Annotated in this window: 13 protein-coding genes; 7 read left to right on the plus strand and 6 right to left on the minus strand. The window is 61.0% G+C overall.

Features of this window, described 5'->3' with window-relative positions:
* Positions 1–110 precede the first annotated feature (110 nt).
* The gene (gene pvdP, locus KL786_RS28160; RefSeq protein ID WP_215519679.1) at positions 111–1736 is read right to left on the minus strand and encodes a pyoverdine maturation tyrosinase PvdP; all 1626 of its coding nucleotides are present in this window, start codon (positions 1734–1736) and stop codon (positions 111–113) included.
* A gap of 201 nt (positions 1737–1937) precedes the next feature.
* Here pvdP and pvdM point away from each other — a divergent pair, with 201 nt between their 5' ends.
* The 5 genes from pvdM to KL786_RS28185 all read left to right on the plus strand — a co-directional run bounded on the left by pvdM (position 1938) and on the right by KL786_RS28185 (position 9872).
* Positions 1938–3287, plus strand: coding sequence for a pyoverdine-tailoring dipeptidase-like protein PvdM (pvdM, locus tag KL786_RS28165; protein WP_215519680.1), 1350 nt, complete (start codon positions 1938–1940; stop codon positions 3285–3287).
* Between the two features lie 36 nt (positions 3288–3323).
* Complete coding sequence (pvdN, locus tag KL786_RS28170; RefSeq protein WP_215519681.1) at positions 3324–4607, plus strand: pyoverdine-tailoring periplasmic protein PvdN; 1284 nt, start codon at positions 3324–3326, stop codon at positions 4605–4607.
* Positions 4608–4647: 40 nt separating this feature from the next.
* Positions 4648–5535 (plus strand): dihydropyoverdine dehydrogenase, encoded by an 888-nt coding sequence (gene pvdO / locus KL786_RS28175; protein WP_215519682.1) that lies wholly within the window; start codon positions 4648–4650, stop codon positions 5533–5535.
* 104 nt (positions 5536–5639) lie between these two features.
* Entirely contained in the window at positions 5640–7289 is a 1650-nt protein-coding gene (locus KL786_RS28180; protein ID WP_215519683.1) for a cyclic peptide export ABC transporter, read from the plus strand.
* Between the two features lie 144 nt (positions 7290–7433).
* Positions 7434–9872: a TonB-dependent siderophore receptor gene (locus KL786_RS28185; RefSeq protein WP_215519684.1), complete on the plus strand. Its 2439-nt coding sequence runs from the start codon at positions 7434–7436 to the stop codon at positions 9870–9872.
* A 59-nt stretch (positions 9873–9931) separates the two neighbouring features.
* Here KL786_RS28185 and KL786_RS28190 read toward each other — a convergent pair whose 3' ends face one another.
* A complete protein-coding gene (locus KL786_RS28190) occupies positions 9932–11134 on the minus strand; it encodes an MFS transporter (protein ID WP_215519685.1) in 1203 nt (400 codons plus the stop codon).
* 142 nt (positions 11135–11276) lie between these two features.
* Between KL786_RS28190 and KL786_RS28195 the strand changes: the two genes are divergently transcribed.
* Entirely contained in the window at positions 11277–11861 is a 585-nt protein-coding gene (locus KL786_RS28195; protein ID WP_215519686.1) for a TetR/AcrR family transcriptional regulator, read from the plus strand.
* On the opposite strand, the gene KL786_RS28200 is transcribed toward KL786_RS28195, so the two are convergent.
* The 4 genes from KL786_RS28200 to KL786_RS28215 all read right to left on the minus strand — a co-directional run bounded on the left by KL786_RS28200 (position 11858) and on the right by KL786_RS28215 (position 16855).
* Entirely contained in the window at positions 11858–13378 is a 1521-nt protein-coding gene (locus KL786_RS28200; RefSeq protein ID WP_215519687.1) for an MDR family MFS transporter, read from the minus strand. The two genes, KL786_RS28195 and KL786_RS28200, sit on opposite strands and share 4 nt — an antisense overlap.
* Positions 13368–14519: an HlyD family secretion protein gene (locus KL786_RS28205; protein ID WP_215519688.1), complete on the minus strand. Its 1152-nt coding sequence runs from the start codon at positions 14517–14519 to the stop codon at positions 13368–13370. The genes KL786_RS28200 and KL786_RS28205 overlap by 11 nt, the downstream gene beginning before the upstream one ends.
* On the minus strand, positions 14516–15994 hold the full coding sequence (locus KL786_RS28210) for an efflux transporter outer membrane subunit (protein WP_215519689.1): 1479 nt from the start codon (positions 15992–15994) through the stop codon (positions 14516–14518). The genes KL786_RS28205 and KL786_RS28210 overlap by 4 nt, the downstream gene beginning before the upstream one ends.
* Before the next feature lie 114 nt (positions 15995–16108).
* Complete coding sequence (locus KL786_RS28215; RefSeq protein ID WP_215519690.1) at positions 16109–16855, minus strand: AraC family transcriptional regulator; 747 nt, start codon at positions 16853–16855, stop codon at positions 16109–16111.
* A 162-nt stretch (positions 16856–17017) separates the two neighbouring features.
* Between KL786_RS28215 and KL786_RS28220 the strand changes: the two genes are divergently transcribed.
* On the plus strand, positions 17018–17167 hold the full coding sequence (locus tag KL786_RS28220; protein WP_215519691.1) for a hypothetical protein: 150 nt from the start codon (positions 17018–17020) through the stop codon (positions 17165–17167).
* The last annotated feature ends 35 nt before the right edge of the window (positions 17168–17202 follow it).

The following is a 17202-nucleotide window of genomic DNA, read 5'->3' on the forward strand; positions in this document are numbered from 1 at the left end:
AGATCAAAGGTGGGAGCTGTCGAGCCCCGGCGAGGCTGCGATGGCGGTGGATCAGGCGCTGATGATGCTGACTGACCTATCGCTATCGCGAGCAAGCCCGCACATCAGCTCTACGGCACCTTCGACACCTTCAAATGCCGCGCATACCAGGGACGCCTGGGGACCTTGCGAAACAGCTGTGCGAGCTGGTCATCATCCGCACCAAAGGTGATACGCAGCGCCAGCTTCATGGTTTCCGGATCCATCTCCACCGATTTGCCCATCTGCAACCCCGGCGTGGTGCTGCAACCGTGAGTCACCGGGCCCAGCCAGGGATCCGCCACTTCCACCCAACGCCCAGGCGCAAACCAAGGCACACCATTGACTTCGAGGCGCCTGACTGCGCCCGGATGAAAACGCTCGTGCGCGCGAAACCAGTCCTCGATACGGTCGTCGATCCAGCCATGGAAATACCAGAACACCGGGTTCACATGCGAGGAAAACGGGTCGCCGAGAAAATCGTTTTGCGCCGCATACCACCGAGCGGAGAAGTCCGCCGGATCACGGGCAAACGGCACCGGGGCGCCGTTGGACGGATCTCGCGGCACCGAGGCCCAGCGCATGTGCAACCAATCGTGCAGACCCAGCTCTACCTGCGAACCAAACTGCCCCAGGGTGAGCTTGGCCAGATAGCGCGGATCGCGGTACTGCGACTCCCAGACCTGAAAATTACTGTGGTAGGTCTCAGTCGTCTTGATGTCACTGACCCATTGGGTGTAGTCACTGTCACCACTGGCCAGCCAGGTTGGCGGTAGCGCAAAACCATCATGGTTGTCGAAGTAGCGAGCAAAGCCCTGGCGATCACGCTCAAGCTCCGGCTGCGGCGCGGGGAAACGCGGCCAGGACGGCAGATCCTGCATCGAACGCGCCGTGCCCAGCATGTGCCGATGCATGAAAAAGAAGTCGATACCCGAACCGTTGCGGTCTTTGCGCGGACCACGGGCATCTCGCTCCTGATCCCGCGGTCCGGGCTGCCAGCCAATACCGCGCAAGGCATCACGCTTGTCTTCGGCGAGCTTGTGCCACTGATCGCGAGAAGCGTGCCAGAGCTGATGGAACAGGCGATGCTCAGGCGCGATCAGCCAGGCCATCAATGCCTGATTCAAGCCAATACGCTCCCGAGCCTCGGGAAACAGTTGCTTGGTGGCAATAAAACGACTGTCCAGTTCGGGGAGCGCCAACGGTCGGTCCAGGCGCAGGATTTGCCCGCTGAGGGTGCCGCTGCCGGCATTGCCGAACTCCGCCCAGACCTCATCCAACGTCATTTTGAGCTCATAAGCCGGCACGCCACCAGGCGACTCGCGGTCGATCAGGCGCCAATACAACTCCGTACCATTGCCTGACACCAAATCACCCATCACCTGATAACGCGGCTCAGCATCGGCGCGCAGTTGCTCACCCGTATCAAGGTAGCCACGCAACCCGCGTCCACGCGGGGCAATATCAAGAAACAACTCCAGCCCCTCAAGCGGCAGGCCGTGGAGCCCGCCATCACCGCCTTCGAAACGCAGGCTCCAGACACCTCGCAGGGAATCAGCCAGGCGCTGGCCAGCCGTGTCGGCCAGATCAACCGTCGCTTCCTCCGGCGTGATCGGAAACTCTTCACGCGTCAACTCACGATGGGCATAAAAGGCCGCAGGCACTGCGGCGCCCGTCAGCGCCAGGCCTGCGATGAACCCTCGTCGAGAAATCGTCATTTTCCTACCTGTATTGTCCCGCCTGGTTTGCCCGGCCGGAATCAGCCATGAAGCAGGCTTTATCCAAGCTAGAACGTTTGTTGCCACGGGAAATTTACCGCCACGGATGGGGCGCCTAAATTTCCCGCTCTATCGCTCGTTCTTCCCAGATAGCAAAGGCCCTTGCGCCTGCACTTCGACGGCGAACTGACTGAGATGGCAATGACAAAACCACGTTCAAGAAAGGCTCTTTACATTGGCCTGCCGCTGGCATTGGCCATTGGCGCCGGGGCAGGTTTTCTGGTCTGGGACCACTGGTTCAGGGGCAACGCCGGTTACCCGCTGGAGGTGATCAAGCAAGCCAATGAGTTGCAGGATCGCTTGCTGTCCTTCGACAGTCACATCTCAGTGCCGCTGAATTTCGGCACCCACGGTCACGAAGCCGACAAAGACGGCGACGGTCAGTTCGACCTGGTCAAGGCCAACCGAGGGCGCCTGTCCGGGGCCGCCCTGACTATCTTCGGCTGGCCCGAGATGTGGAACGGCGACAATGCCCCCCATCGCCCCACCGCAGGCTTTGTCGAAGAAGCGCGTAACCAGCAAGAGGTGCGCTACAAAATCATTTCAGGGATGGTCCGCGACTTCCCCAATCAGGTAGCCATTGCCTATACCCCAGACGACTTCCGACGCCTGCACGGCGAAGGCAAGTTCGCCATTTTTATCAGCATGCTCAATGCCTACCCTTTGGGTAACGACCTCAATCTGTTGGATATGTGGGCCGCACGCGGTATGCGCATGTTCGGCTTCAGCTACATCGGTAATAACAGTTGGGCCGACTCTTCACGCCCACTGCCGTTTTTCAACGATTCCCCCGATGCCCTCAACGGCCTCTCGGACATCGGCCAACAGGCTGTGCATCGGCTCAATGACTTGGGCGTCATCATCGACGTCTCGCAGATGTCGACCAAGGCCCTGGAACAAGTCGCACAACTGAGTCGCACACCGATGGTGGCCTCGCACTCAGCGCCACGGGCCGCGGTGGATATCCCGCGTAACCTCAGCGACAAAGAGATGCAACTGATCAAGAACAGCGGCGGCGTGGTCCAGGTCGTTGGGTTCTCCCAATACCTGCGTCCACTGACCCAAACCACCCAGGGCAAGCTCAATAGCTTGCGCGCACGTTTCGACCTGCCGCCGTTGCCAAACCTGGCCATGGCGCTGATGCCGGGCGACCCGATTATCGCCGCCTGGCCTGAACAGAAGTTTGGCCAATACGCCAGCGGCCTGTATTCGATCCTTGAAGAAGAGCCCAAGGCCAGTCTCAAAGACTACGGCGACGCTATCGACTACACCGTACGCAAAATCGGTATCGACCACGTCGGCATTGCCTCTGACTTCAACGAAGGGGGCGGCGTCAAGGGCTGGGACAACGTGAGCGAGATTCGCAACGTGACCGCCGAACTGATTTCCCGTGGTTACTCCGAAGCCGATATCGCCAAGCTGTGGGGCGGCAACTTCCTGCGGGTCTGGGATCAGGTGCAAAAAGCCGCCCGGCCGGTGGCCGACCGTTGATTACCTCCCCCTTTTGCTGACAAGTGAACCGCACACATGACTGATCGTCGTACGTTTCTCAAACAGGCCGGGATACTCGCCGCCGGTCTACCTCTGGGCACCGCTGTCCTGAATCAGCATGTATTGGCGAGCACTGCGGCGCCCGTGCCCGAGGAAAAATGGGCGCAATTGCGCCAGTTGTTCACCCAAGACCCGGACTACATCCACTTTTCCAATTTCCTGGTCACCTCCCACCCCAAGCCCGTGCGCGATGCGATCGACCTGCACCGTGCACGAATCGACCGCAACCCCGGCCTGGCCATGGACTGGGACTTGCAGGAAGCCTGGAAACGCGAAGCCCAGGTGCGTGACTGGGCGGGCCGTTACCTGCAAGCCAAACCGGGGCAGATTGCCTTGACCGGCAGCACCACCGAAGGGCTGGCGATGATCTACGGCGGCATTCATGTGCGTCCGGACCAAGAGATTCTGACCACGGTTCACGAGCATTACTCCACCGAATTCACCCTCGACTACCGGGTGAAAAAGGAAGGCACCCAAGTATGCAAGATCAAGCTATTCAAGGACGCCCACCGGATTTCGGTGGATGAAGTGCTCAGTGCGATCAAAAGCAATATCCGCCCCAACACCCGGGTACTGGGCATGACCTGGGTGCAATCGGGCAGCGGCGTGAAACTGCCCATCGGCGAAATCGGCAAGCTGGTGGAAGAACTCAACCGCAGCCGCGACGAGAAAGACCGCATTCTCTACGTGGTCGACGGTGTACACGGCTTCGGCGTGGAAGACCTGAGCTTCCCGCAGATGCACTGCGACTTCTTCATCGCCGGCACCCATAAATGGATGTTCGGACCACGTGGTACCGGGATCATCTGTGCCCGCTCCGAAGAGCTCAAGGACGTGACCCCGACGGTGCCGACCTTCTCCGAAGACACCAATTTTGCCACCACCCTGTCACCTGGCGGCTACCACGCCTTCGAGCATCGCTGGGCCTTGAACGAAGCCTTCAAGTTGCACCTGCAACTGGGCAAAGCCGACGTGCAGACCCGTATCCATGGGCTCAACAGTTACTTGAAAGAGCGTCTGCTGGCCCATCCGCAGATCGAACTGGTGACGCCCACCAGCCCCGAACTTTCGGCAGGTTTCACCTTCTTCCGGGTCAAGGAACAAAGCAGTGACAAAGTGGCTGCCTACCTCATGGAAAACCGTGTGGTTTGTGACGCAGTACACCGTGACGCCGGCCCGGTGATCCGCACCGCACCGGGATTGCTGAATACCGAGAGCGAAGTCGATCGCTTCATGACCCTGCTTGGCAAAAAACTCTGATACCGCCCTTGAGCGCTGACCCTTCCTATCGAGACGACTTATGACTTGCACGCTCACCACCTCGACGCGTTCCCTCAAGCCCCTGGCAGTACTGGTCGCAGCCCTGTGCCTGCTGCCAGGCCTGGCCGCAGCAGCCACCACAGCGCAGCAGCCAGGCAAGGTTTTCAAAGACTGCAAGGACTGCCCGGAAATGGTCGTGTTGCCGGCAGGCACCTTCACCATGGGCACCCCGGACGATGAAATCGGCCACGAGCCTGACGAAAGCCCACAGCACCCAGTGACCTTTGCCAAACCCTTCGCCATCAGCCGTTTCCAGGTACTGGCAGGTGAATTCAAGGCCTACCAGAATGAAACCGGCGCCCGCCTCAATGACTTCGATGTACGCCCCGGTCGCCGCTGCACCAACGGCAAGCCGAGCTACCCCCAGGAGTCACAGCAACCTGCGGTGTGCATGAACCTGGCCGAAGCCCAGGCTTATATTGCCTGGCTGTCGAACAAGACCGGCAAGCAGTACCGCCTGGTGAGCGAAGCCGTGCGCGAGTACGCCGCTCGTGGCGGCAACCCAGGCCCGTTCCCGTTCCCGTTCGATGAAGGCAAGAACTATCAGATCTCCAAACACGCCAACACTTACGGCCCGACCGATGGCTATACCTACACCAACCCGGCCAAGGCCTTTGCACCTAATGCCTTTGGTGTCTACAACATGCACGGCAACGTCTCCGAGTGGGTTGCCGACTGCTATCACCCAAACTACGTCGGCGCCCCTGCTGACGGCAGTGCCTGGGTCGAGAAGAGCTGTGAGCTGCAAAGCATTCGCGGCAACGACTACCTTGAAGCACCGGTCTTCTCGCGCTCCGGCAACCGCAACAACATGTACCCCAACGAGAGCGGCGACTGGCTGGGCTTTCGCGTAGAACGCGACCTCTGATCCTGCCACCGGACCGCGGCCTTTTGCGGTCCTTTAAATAAACCGCCAGGCCATTCGTTTTGGTTATTAGCGGCCCTATTTTCTTCTCCTGGCAGGAATCCTCCATGAACAAGCCAACACGCGGGGCAATCAAGGAATTGCTCGCCCTGCTCAAGCCCTTCCGCCTGATCGTCTGCGTCTCCATCGTGCTCGGCATGATCGGTGGCCTGAGCGTGACCGTGTTGCTGGCCACCATCAACAATGCCCTGCACGCCCCCGAAGGCCTGACCCAGACCGTCATCGCCGTGTTCGCCGGCCTATGCCTGCTGGCGCTGGCCAGTTCAATCCTCTCGGACATCGGTACTAACTATGTGGGCCAGCACATCATTGCCAGGCTGCGTAAAGAACTGGGAGAAAAGGTCCTGTCGACCCCCATCGAGCAGATTGAGCGCTATCGCACTCACCGCTTGATTCCAGTGCTGACCCATGACGTCGACACCATCAGCGACTTTGCCTTTGCCTTCGCCCCGCTGGCGATTTCCCTGACGGTGGTCCTGGGTTGCCTGGGTTACCTGGCGATGTTGTCGTGGCCGATGTTTGTAATGATTCTGGTCGCTATCGGCATCGGCAGCGTGGTCCAGTCAATTGCTCGCGCCCGTGGCATCAAGGGTTTCATCGCTGCACGCGAAGCCGAAGACGAACTGCAAAAACATTACAACGCGATTGCCGAAGGGGCCAAGGAACTGCGCATTCACCGACCCCGCCGCCAGCGGATGTTCACCTTGGGGATCCAGCGTACCGCCAACTCCATTCGCGACACGCAGATCAGCTCAATCAACACCTTTATCATCGCCAAGAGCTTCGGTTCGATGCTGTTCTTTGTGGTCATCGGGCTGGCCCTGACCCTGCAATCGCAATGGCCAAGCGCCGATAAGACGGTCATGAGCGGCTTCGTCCTGGTCCTGCTGTACATGAAAGGCCCGCTGGAACACCTGATCGGCACCTTGCCGATCATCAGTCGCGCCCAGATCGCCTTCCGGCGCATCGCAGAACTGGGCGAACAGTTCTCGTCACCCGAGCCGCACTTGCTGCTCAGCGACAAGGGCGCCCCTGCTACACCCGTAAAGACTCTGGAGCTGAACAATGTCAGCTACACGTTCCCGGCCGCCGAAGGCAGCGCGCCCTTCCGTCTTGGCCCGGTGAACCTGAAGATCAACCAGGGCGACATCACCTTTATCGTTGGTGAGAATGGCTGCGGAAAAACCACGTTGATCAAATTGCTGCTGGGGCTGTATGCCCCGCAACAGGGGGACATCACCCTCAATGGCGCCACGATTGATGCGGCCAACCGCGACGACTACCGTCAATTATTCACCACGATTTTTGCCGACTACTACCTGTTCGATGACATTGTCCAGGGCGACCAACACATCCCGGACGATGCCAACCGTTACCTGGAACGCCTGGAAATCGCGCACAAGGTCAGCGTGCGCGACGGCAACTTCACCACCACCGATCTTTCCACCGGCCAGCGCAAACGCCTGGCGCTGGTCAACGCCTGGATGGAAGAGCGTCCGGTTCTGGTATTCGACGAATGGGCGGCCGATCAGGACCCGACCTTCCGCCGAATTTTCTACACCGAACTGCTACCGGACCTCAAACGTCTAGGTAAAACGATCATCGTGATTTCCCATGACGACCGTTATTTCGATATCGCCGACCAACTGGTGCGCATGGAGAGCGGCCGGGTGATGACTCAGGCGCAACCCGCATGACAACGACCTGAAAAAAGTTGTGCACGTCTTGCGATTTGCTTCACCCCAAACTTAAAAAAATAACTCTCTGCCCCTTACAGACTAGGTAAAAAAATGACAAGGCCCGCTCTTCGACAAATGAACCCGTATGTCAAAGCCATTGTGATGTCTCACGCCCTGAGCAAGCATTTCTCCCTCACCACCCTGAGCCTGGCCATGGCCATGGCGCTGCCCCTGGCGGCACAGGCGCAGGAGCAGGCGGTGAACTTCAATATCCCGCAGCAACCACTGGCCAATGCCTTGCAGACATTCGGCCAGCAGTCGTCGGTACAGGTGCTGTACAGCCCGGATGATATTCAGGGGTTAAGCAGCACTCGCCTCAGCGGTACGTTCAGTGCGCAAGAGGGGCTGGCAAAGCTGTTGCAAAATACCGGCGTCAATTACAGCTTCCAGGGTAATGCCGTGAGCATCAGCCGCAAATCCGGGGATGCCCTGGAACTGGCTCCAACCAGTGTCGTCGGGCAAGCTGGACTGGGCGTCAACACCGAAAACACCCGCTCCTACACCACCGGCGCGGTGACCATCGGCAAGAGCGAACGCAGCCTCAAAGAGATCCCACAAACCGTTACGGTGCTGACTGCCCAACGCATCAAGGATCAAAACATCACCACCCTCAACGACGTCTACGGCCTCGTTCCAGGGGTGGTCACCTACGGTGCCCTCAACGGCGACAACCAACCGTACGCCCGTGGCTTCGAGATCGACAACTTCCAGATCAACGGCATTCCGATCCCGGCCGGCACCAGCACCGGCATCACCTCACTGAACTGGTCAGACCTGATCTCCTATGAGCGCGTGGAAGTCCTCAAGGGTTCGGCCGGGCTGTTCCAGGGTGCGGGTTCGCCAGGGGGTGCGATCAACCTGGTGCGCAAGCGCGCCAGCAGCGACTTCAAGCTGAGCACCGTGACCCAGGCCGGGACCTGGGACAACTACCGCCAGGAAGTCGATGTTCAGGGCGCACTCAACGAAGAAAAAACCCTGCGCGGCCGTCTGGCAACCTCCTACAACACGCGGCGTTATTTCTATGACGGTGGCAAGAGCAAACGGGCATCGACCTACGGCGTACTGGAATTCGACCTCAACCCGGATACCTTGCTGAGCGCCGGCTTCACTTATCAGAATGCCGACAACCGCTCGACCATGGACTGGGGCCTGCCGGGCTACAAGGACGGTTCGAAGATCGACTTCAAACGCTCGACCAACCTCAGTTCGCCATCGGACTATAACGACGTCGAGTCGACCCAGTATTTCTTCGAAGCCAAACATCAGCTCAATGAAGACTGGAAAGCCACCCTGGCCACCAACTACACCCGTTTCAACCTGGATGCCCTGTACAGCAACACCGGTGGCCAGATCGACCCGATCGACAATTCAGGCGCCTACAACTGGGCCGAGGGCCGTGGCGAAAACAACTACCAGTACAACACCGATCTGTTCCTCAACGGCAACTTCGACATGCTGGGCCATCGCAGCGAAGCGATTCTGGGCGCCAATATCTCCCACAGCAAGCGGGTCGCCGGGCGTTATGACGTTACCAACTACAATGGGGCCTACGACTTCATCCCGGATATTCTGAATTTCACGCCCCCCAAATATGCCCGCACCAACAAGTACCGCACCACCACCTCGACCCTGGACCAGCAAGGCCTGTACGGTTCCCTGCGGGTCAATGTGTTCGAGCCGCTGGACGTAATCGTCGGTGCGCGTGTCAGTTGGTTTGATTACAAGCAGGACCAGCGCAACGAACTGAACGGCCGGCACGTCAAGAGCGATATGCAGACCAACGCCAAGGTGGTGCCATTCTATGGCCTGGTCTATGCGCTGAACCCCAACTGGTCGACGTATGTCAGCTACGCGGAGATCTTCACCCCGCAACTTAACGTCGAAACCGTTGACGGCGGTGCCCTGACACCGCGCTCCGGTGATACCTACGAGTTGGGCCTCAAAGGTGAGTTGTACGGCGGTACGCTGAACACCAACTTCGCGATCTTCCGCACCACCTACTCCGGCCTCGCCCAGCGCGATCCGAACCAGCCAACCACCTGCAATTGCTATGTGGCAGGGGGCAAAGTCCGCTCCCAAGGCTTTGAAGCCGAGATCACTGGCAAGGTCATGACCGGCCTGGAGCTGACCGCCGGCTACACCTACAACACCAGCGAGTACGTCAATAACCCGAACAACCCGGACCTGGAAGGCACCACATTCCAGACCTCCATGCCCGAACACATGCTGCGTACCTGGGCCAACTATCAGTTGCAAGGTGAGTACTCGAAGTGGCAGATCGGTGCAGGCTCGACCATCCAAAGCGGTGTTTATGGCCGCCATGTGGGTGGCAACGTCGGCAAAGGGATCAAGAATGAGACCGGTGGCTATGCCATCTACAACGCACGCATTGGCTACGACGTAAACAAGAACGTCAATCTGTCGGTCAATATCGAAAACATCTTTGACCGCACGTATTACTCACAGACGGGCACCATCGAGAGCAACAGCTACTACGGCAACCCGCGCAACATGATGTTCACCATGCGCACCAACTTCTAAGCACTCACCCCGGACAGGCACCCTGCCTGTCCGGGTTTTCCCTTCCCGTTGCACACGTGTCACCCCGTGCAGGGCTGACTGTTCACACCTTGGCCCAAGCACCGCGCGCCCAGCAGCGCCGACACCAGCACCACCGCCCCCGCCACCAGCGCCACCCAGAACCCGCTGGGTGCACCGAAGCGGTCGATCATCCAACCAGAACTCGCTGCCCCCAGTGCCACGCCGATACTCAAGCCGGTGATCAGCCACGTCATGCCTTCGGTCAGGCGACTGGCCGGCACGACTTTTTCCACCAGGGCCATGGACACAATCAGTGTTGGGGCAAAGAACAGCCCGGAGACGAATATCGCCAGCGACAACCCGAGAATATCCACCACCCACAACAACGGCAGCGTGGTCAGGGCCGTGGCCAGGCCGCAGAACAGGAACTGGCGGTGCAACGGCATCGTCAACCGCAGGGCACCGAAGGCCAACCCGGCCAGGCACGAACCAATGGCATACACCGACAGCACGATACTGGCGGCAGCCGGCTGGCCCTGGTGCTCGGCAAACGCCACGCTGACGACGTCCACCACGCCAACGATAGTCCCCATGGCCATTAACAGCAGCATCAGCACCAACACTTTGGGGGAGGCGATCAACCAGCGCCCCTGAGGGCCATGATGCGCATGGACCGGTGGTTCGGTCTGTTTTTGCAAGACAAAGGTGCCGACCCCTACCGCCAACAAGATCGCCCCCACCAGCGGACCCGCCTCGGGAAACAGCAGCACGCTCAACCCCACCGACAACGGCGGCCCGAGGATAAAGCACACTTCATCAAGCACCGACTCCAGGGCAAACGCGGTTTGCAGCTGCGGCTGGCCACGGTACAACTCGCTCCAGCGCGCCCGCACCATGGCCGACATACTGGGCATGCAGCCGGCCATGGCGGCGAATACAAACAGCGTCCAGTCCGGCGCCTGCAGGCGGGTGCAGAGCAACAGCAACAGCAACGCCCCGCCACCTAATGCAGCGGCCAGTGGCAACACTCGACCCTGGCCATAGCGGTCTACCAGCCGCGACACCTGGGGTGCACAAAACGCCGTGGCCAAGGCAAAAGTCGCCGCCACCGCTCCGGCCAAGCCATAGCCGCCACGGACCTGGGACAACATGGTGATCACGCCGATACCGGTCATGGAGATCGGCATACGCGCGAGCATGCCGGCCGCTACAAATGCCTTCGAACCTGGCGCCTGGAACAGCTCGGCGTAGGGGTTTGCCATGGTGCGTGACCTCTTGCTGGGAGCCCTGGAGCTTGCTATTCAATGCAATCCGGGCAAAAGATATACGGTGCGTATGTGACAAATCATGAGTAACATACGCAGCGTATGTCAACCACTCACCCGCAGATAACGAGCGTTTTCCATGAGCCGAGCCCGCGCCGAGATGATCGAAGAAACCCGCGCCCGCCTGCTTGCCAGTGCCCGCCAGGCCTTTGCTACCCAAGGCTATGCCAATACGTCGATGGATGATTTCACCGCCCGCGCCGGCCTCACCCGAGGCGCGTTGTACCATCACTTTGGCGACAAAAAAGGCTTATTGGCCGCCGTGGTCGCGCAACTCGACCGCGAAATGGATGAGCGCCTGCAACAGATCAGTGACCAGGCCGACAACCCCTGGGACGGTTTTTGCGAGCGCTGCCGTGCCTATCTGCGCATGGCCCAGGACCCCGAGATCCAGCGCATTGTGCTGCAAGATACACCGGCGGTACTGGGCGAAAATGTGGGCGCCCAGCAGCAATGCATCGAATCACTGCGCGGCCTGCTGGAGGGGTTGATGCAAGCCGGGGCGATCGAACAGGCTCCCAGCCTGGCGCTCGCGCGCTTGATCAATGGCAGCCTGGTGGATACGGCGCAATGGATTGCCCACGATGCACAGCCGGATGAGCGCCTGGAGCAGGCGCTGCAAGGTCTGGATTTGCTGCTGCGAGGCTTGCAACCACGGCGCTAGGTACGCCGCAACAACAGCGCCGCCACCGCACACAGCGTCAACGCCACACACGCCAGGTAGAACGCATCGCTGTAAGCCATCAAGAAAGCCTGGTGCCGCACCCCCAGGTCCAGCAACCCTAGCACTTGCTGGTGCTCCGGCCATTGCTCCTGCAGCAAACCACCGCCCGGCAAGCGTTGCTGCAAGGCCGGCTCGAAAATGCTCAGCGACTCACCGATCCTTGCCGAATGCACCTGCTCGCGCACCACCACCAACTGTGCCAGCAAGGCCGTGCCGACCGCACCGCCCAGGTTGCGCAACATCGAAAATACCGCCGAGGCCGAGCCGGACTGTGCCTTCGCCAGCCCATGCACAGCCAGCACCGACAGCGCCACCATGATTAGCGGCTGGCCAATACCTCGCACCACAATCGACGGAATGATCACGTTACTGGCGCTGTCGGCCGACAGGTGTGCGCCCATCCAACAGCCCAACGCCATGATCGCAAAACCCGAGGCGACCAGGACCTTGGCGCTCAACCACTTCATCAGCCGTGGCAGAAACGGTGCCAGCACCAGTTGCACCAGGCCATAGGCAATCAGGCTGACGCCAATTTCGCTGGCGTTATAGCCTTGCATCTGGGACAGGTAGTTGGGTACCAGAAACACCAGGCCATAGGTGCTGGCGCCGAAGATAAACATCGCCACGCTGGCCACGCCAAAGTTGTAGTGCGCCAACAGCCGCAGGTTGATGAAGCTTTTGCTCCCCCACAATTGGCGGCCGATAAACCCTGCCAGCCCGACCACCGCCACCAGGCTCATCCACACAATAAAAGACGAGCCGAACCAATCCTTGCGCCCGCCCTCCTCCAGCACAATCTGCAACGCCCCCAGCCCCAGCACCATGCACGCGATGCCCAGCCAGTCACCCCGGCGCAACAGCCCAAGGTTCATCGGCTGGCGATCGATGGACCAGGCCACGGCTGCCAACAGCGCGATGCCGGGGAACAGTTGCAGGTAGAAGATCCAGCGCCACGAATAGACATCGGTCAGCCAACCGCCAATGGAGGGCCCCGCGGCCTGGGCCACACTGTTGGCCAGGCTGAACAGCGCCATGCCCAACGGGATCTTGCTGGCCGGCAGTTCGGTGATGATCAACTGGAATGACAATGGAATCAGCACCGCCCCGGCCGCGCCCTGGATCACCCGGATGATGATCATCACCGGCAGGTTCGGCGCCATCGAGCATGCCACCGAGGCCACCAGAAAGACCCCGGAACCCCACAGCATCACCCGCCGCAAGGAAAACACCTGCACCAGCCACGCGGTGAGCGGGATCATGATGATTTCCGCCACCAGATAGGCCGTGGAAATCCATGAGCCCTCTTCGAAGGTGGCCCCCAGCGCACCTTCGATTTCCGGCAGCGCGGCGCTGGTGACATGCACGTTCATCCCAGCCATGAAGCAGCCGAACAAGCCACCGATCACCGCAACCCAGGCGCGAAACGAGACCGTCGAAGTGCGCGCATCAACCGCCATGGGAACTGTCCTGCTGGCTGACCGGACGGGTATCCACCGTGGCAATCACTGACATCCCCGGCAAGATTGCGGGAGCATTCGCCTCGTCCGCGACCAGGCGGATCTTCACCGCAAAACGCTGCACGATCTTGGTGAAGTTGCCGGTGGCGTTGTCCGGCGGCAACAGGGCGAACACCGCGCCGGAACCAGGGGCAATACTTTCTACCCGACCACGCCAGCGCTGGCCGGCAAAACTGTCCACCGCGATATCCACCGATTGTCCCGGCGCCATGTGTTGCAACTGGGTTTCCTTGTAATGAGCAATCACATAGGCCTGCTCCACCGGCACCACCGCCAGCAACGGCAGGCCTGGCATCACATACTGCTGTCGACGGACCTTGCGCTGGCCCACAACCCCGTCGAACGGCGCGCGGATCGCCGTGTCATTCAAGGCATTGCGGGCCAGGGCCAGATTGGCCTGGGCCTCGCCCACCCGGGCCTGGGATTCGGCGATCCGCGCCTGCACCTGTTGGCGACGCGCCTGCAAAACCTGGCACTGGGCCTGCTGCCGGGCCACTTGGGCCCGGGCTTCGGTCACCGCTGCCCGTGCCTTGGCCTGGCTGGCGCTGGCGGTTTCCAGGCGCTGGCGGGTGGAGATCTGTTGGCCCACCAGATCGCGGTAGCGCAGATAGTCCAACCGAGCACGCTGGGCTTCGGCCTCGCTGCTGTGCAAGGCCGCCTCGGCCTGGGCGATACGTTGCTGCTGCTCGCCCAGCCTCGCATCAAGAGTGTGCAGGCTGGACTGGCGTGCCGTCGCGGCTGCCCGGGCTTGCTGCAACCGGGCCTGAGTGCTGCGCAACTGTTCGATAAAGTCCCGCTCATCCAGACGCACCAGCACATCCCCGGCCTTGACTGGCTGGTTGTCTTCCACCAGCACCTGGGCCACGTAGCCGGCGATACGCGGGCTGACCGCCACCCAATCGGCGCGCACGTAGGCATCGTCAGTCTCTTCAAGGAACCGCCCCCACTGCCACCAATATCCAAAAAACAACCCCACCCCCAGCAGCGTCACCAGTGATGCGCCCGTCAGCAGTACGCGGCGATGGCGTTGCATCAAGCCGGGAGTGGATTGCAGGATCGCGGGTTCAACAGCCTGGTTCATGGTGTGGCTCCAAGGACAGCAAGGGGTATGGGTTGAGGTGAGTCGTCACGTTGCCAGCCGCCACCGAGCGCCTGGAAAAGATCGATCTGGCGGTTGATCAAGCGCAAGTCAGCCTGGGCCAGGGTGGCCTGGAGGTTGACCAGGCTGCGCTCGCTGTCGAGCAGTTGCAGGGCATCGAGGGCACCGGCCCGATAGCTGCGGGTGGCCAGCTCGAACGCCTGCTGGCTGTTGCCCAGCGCGGCTTGCAGGGCCTGGCTTCGCTGCTGCTCGCCCTGGTACAGCGCCAGGGTTTGCTCGACCTGTTTCAAGGCGCTGAGTACCGTGCCGTCGAAACGCGCCTGGGCCTCGCGCATCTGGGCCCGGCGCTGGCCCACCTGGGCCTGGGCAACGCCGCGATGAGGAAAGCGCCAAGACAGTAGCGGCCCCACGGAATACACCAGCGCCTCACTGTCCCCCAACTGGCCCAGGCTGCTTGCGGAAGACTCCAGCGCGACGCCGAACGTCACCCGTGGATACAGGTCGGCGCGTGCGACGCCAATGGCCAGCGTGGCCGCTTGCAGTTGACGCTCGGCACGGCGGATATCGGCACGCCGCTGCACCAGCGCCCAGCCATCGCCCACAGGCAGCGGCGCCTGCAATTGCGGGCGTCGGGCACAGGTTTGCCGGGCCAGATCCAGCGGCGGCACACCACTGAGCACCGCCAGTTCATACAATGCCGCCTGATGGCGGGCGTTCAATATGGGCAACGGCGCACGGGTTTCCTCCAGCAGGCCATTGAGCCGCGCCAGGTCCAGCGCCGTCGCCGCCCCAGCCTTCTGCAGTTGGCGCGTGACATCGACACTGCGCTCCAACACCTGCACCGAATGACGCTGCACCTGGCTGCTGAAGGCATAAACGCAGGCCTGGCCATAGGCCCGTGTGGTCTGCGCGGCCACCGTCACCCGCCATTCATCTTCCAGCGCCCGCGCCGCATCTGCATTGGCACGGGCGGCAGCCAGGCGATAACGCACCGCCCCCCACAGGTCCAGGGTGTAGCTCAGGGATAATCCGGGCGCATGGCTCCATTGGTCATCGGCGTGTTCACCCGTTGCCTGGGCCAGGGTCTGGTCATCTCGACTGCGGCCATAGCCCACGCCGTAGGTCAGCAAGGTCGAGGGTTGGCGCTCGCTGTCGACCTGCTCCAGGCGCGCCAGCAACGCGTCGACATGGGCGCTGGCGGCTTCAAGGTCTTTGTTGTGGATCAGGGCCTGCGCTACCAGCCGGTCCAATTGCGGGTCACGGTAAAGCTGCCACCAGCGCTCGGGCAGTGGCGGGTTTGCAGACCCGCCGGACAATTGCGGTGCTGCCTGGGCCGCCAACTGCGCTGCTGGCTCGCTGGGCAGGCCGCTACATCCGGCCAGCGCGCCCAGCAGAAGCAGGGTCAGGGCTACCGGGAGTCGATTACCAGTGAAGGGATGAACGACAAGGCTGGGCATCACAAAGCTCGCTGAAGAATGAGCTTTGCAGATTAGGCACCCGCCCTGGCGGATTCGCCCGCGCCAGGGCCATGTATCGTCGCCAAATGGACAATTGGGTTACATGAAGCAACATCAGGCCCCAGGGCGGAAATGACTCGGCGGATACCCCAGCGAACGGCGGAACATTGCGCTGAACGCACTCGGGCTCTGATAACCATGTTCCAGTGCGACCTCCAGGATCGAGGCGCCCTGGGCCAGCAACTTCAGACTCAGGGCCAGGCGCGCGCGTTTTCGCCACTCGCCAAAGCTCATGCCCAATTCCCGCTGGAAAACCCGGCTCAGGGTGCGCGCACTCATGTTCAGAGTGTCGGCCCAGGACTCCAGGCTGCTGTCATCGGAAGGGTTGCGGATAAACCGCGTACACAGCCTGGCCAGCCGTGCGTCGCCGGGCACCGGTACATGCATGGCCACCACCGGCGCGGCCAGCAGTTCCATGCGGATCAGTTCCACCATTGCTGGCAGGCGTGGGTTGTTGAGCTGACCGGCGATCAGCGTGGCGGCCACGATCAGCTCCCGCAGCAACGCTGAAACCTCAATCACCTGGCAGGTGCGACCCAGGCTCGGCTCCACCTCGGGCATGAGGAACAAGGTGCGCATATGCACCTCGCCGGCCATGCGAATTTCATGGGGCGTGCCGGCGGGCACCCACAACGCATGCCCGGACGGAACCAGCCAACTGCCCTGGGCCGTGCTGACCACCATCACCCCGGAAACACCGTGGATCAATTGCGCCTGGGCATGACAATGGGGATGGACCACTTCGTCGTTGCGGTAGTTGTCGGCATAAGCCTCAAGCCAAGGCCGGTGCACAGTTGTCATGGGCAGCGTCTCACGTCATCAAGCCGGTGATTCTAACCAAAAGCCCCCTGGCAAAAACGATAGATATAGACAGCCATCGTCGCGTTCCAGACAAGCCACTGAACGTGTGCCCTGCACCGTCAGTCAGCTCAATGGACTCCTGAAAGAAAGGCTGGGCAGACCATGCGCATCTCGTTGGAACAACAAAACGAAACTCAAAGCGCCATCGATGCCCATGGCATCATCGGCGACATGCGCAGTGCGGCGCTGATCAACGACCTGGGCAGTATCGATTTTTTCTGCTGGCCGGAATTCGACAGCTCCCACCTTTGATCTTCATCCAGACCGAAATCCCGGACCCACCGCCA

Origin of the sequence: Pseudomonas sp. TAE6080 (genome assembly GCF_018732265.1) — a bacterium.
GTDB classification, from domain to species: Bacteria; Pseudomonadota; Gammaproteobacteria; order Pseudomonadales; family Pseudomonadaceae; genus Aquipseudomonas; species Aquipseudomonas brenneri.

Excerpts from the sequence above, each read along its gene's own strand:
- pvdP (WP_215519679.1), bottom strand. The coding sequence starts at position 1,736 with ATGACGATTTCTCGACGAGGGTTCATCGCAGGCCTGGCGCTGACGGGC.
- pvdM (WP_215519680.1), top strand. The coding sequence starts at position 1,938 with ATGACAAAACCACGTTCAAGAAAGGCTCTTTACATTGGCCTGCCGCTG.
- pvdN (WP_215519681.1), top strand. The coding sequence starts at position 3,324 with ATGACTGATCGTCGTACGTTTCTCAAACAGGCCGGGATACTCGCCGCC.
- pvdO (WP_215519682.1), top strand. The coding sequence starts at position 4,648 with ATGACTTGCACGCTCACCACCTCGACGCGTTCCCTCAAGCCCCTGGCA.
- KL786_RS28180 (WP_215519683.1), top strand. The coding sequence starts at position 5,640 with ATGAACAAGCCAACACGCGGGGCAATCAAGGAATTGCTCGCCCTGCTC.
- KL786_RS28185 (WP_215519684.1), top strand. The coding sequence starts at position 7,434 with ATGTCTCACGCCCTGAGCAAGCATTTCTCCCTCACCACCCTGAGCCTG.
- KL786_RS28190 (WP_215519685.1), bottom strand. The coding sequence starts at position 11,134 with ATGGCAAACCCCTACGCCGAGCTGTTCCAGGCGCCAGGTTCGAAGGCA.
- KL786_RS28195 (WP_215519686.1), top strand. The coding sequence starts at position 11,277 with ATGAGCCGAGCCCGCGCCGAGATGATCGAAGAAACCCGCGCCCGCCTG.
- KL786_RS28200 (WP_215519687.1), bottom strand. The coding sequence starts at position 13,378 with ATGGCGGTTGATGCGCGCACTTCGACGGTCTCGTTTCGCGCCTGGGTT.
- KL786_RS28205 (WP_215519688.1), bottom strand. The coding sequence starts at position 14,519 with ATGAACCAGGCTGTTGAACCCGCGATCCTGCAATCCACTCCCGGCTTG.
- KL786_RS28210 (WP_215519689.1), bottom strand. The coding sequence starts at position 15,994 with ATGCCCAGCCTTGTCGTTCATCCCTTCACTGGTAATCGACTCCCGGTA.
- KL786_RS28215 (WP_215519690.1), bottom strand. The coding sequence starts at position 16,855 with ATGACAACTGTGCACCGGCCTTGGCTTGAGGCTTATGCCGACAACTAC.
- KL786_RS28220 (WP_215519691.1), top strand. The coding sequence starts at position 17,018 with ATGCGCATCTCGTTGGAACAACAAAACGAAACTCAAAGCGCCATCGAT.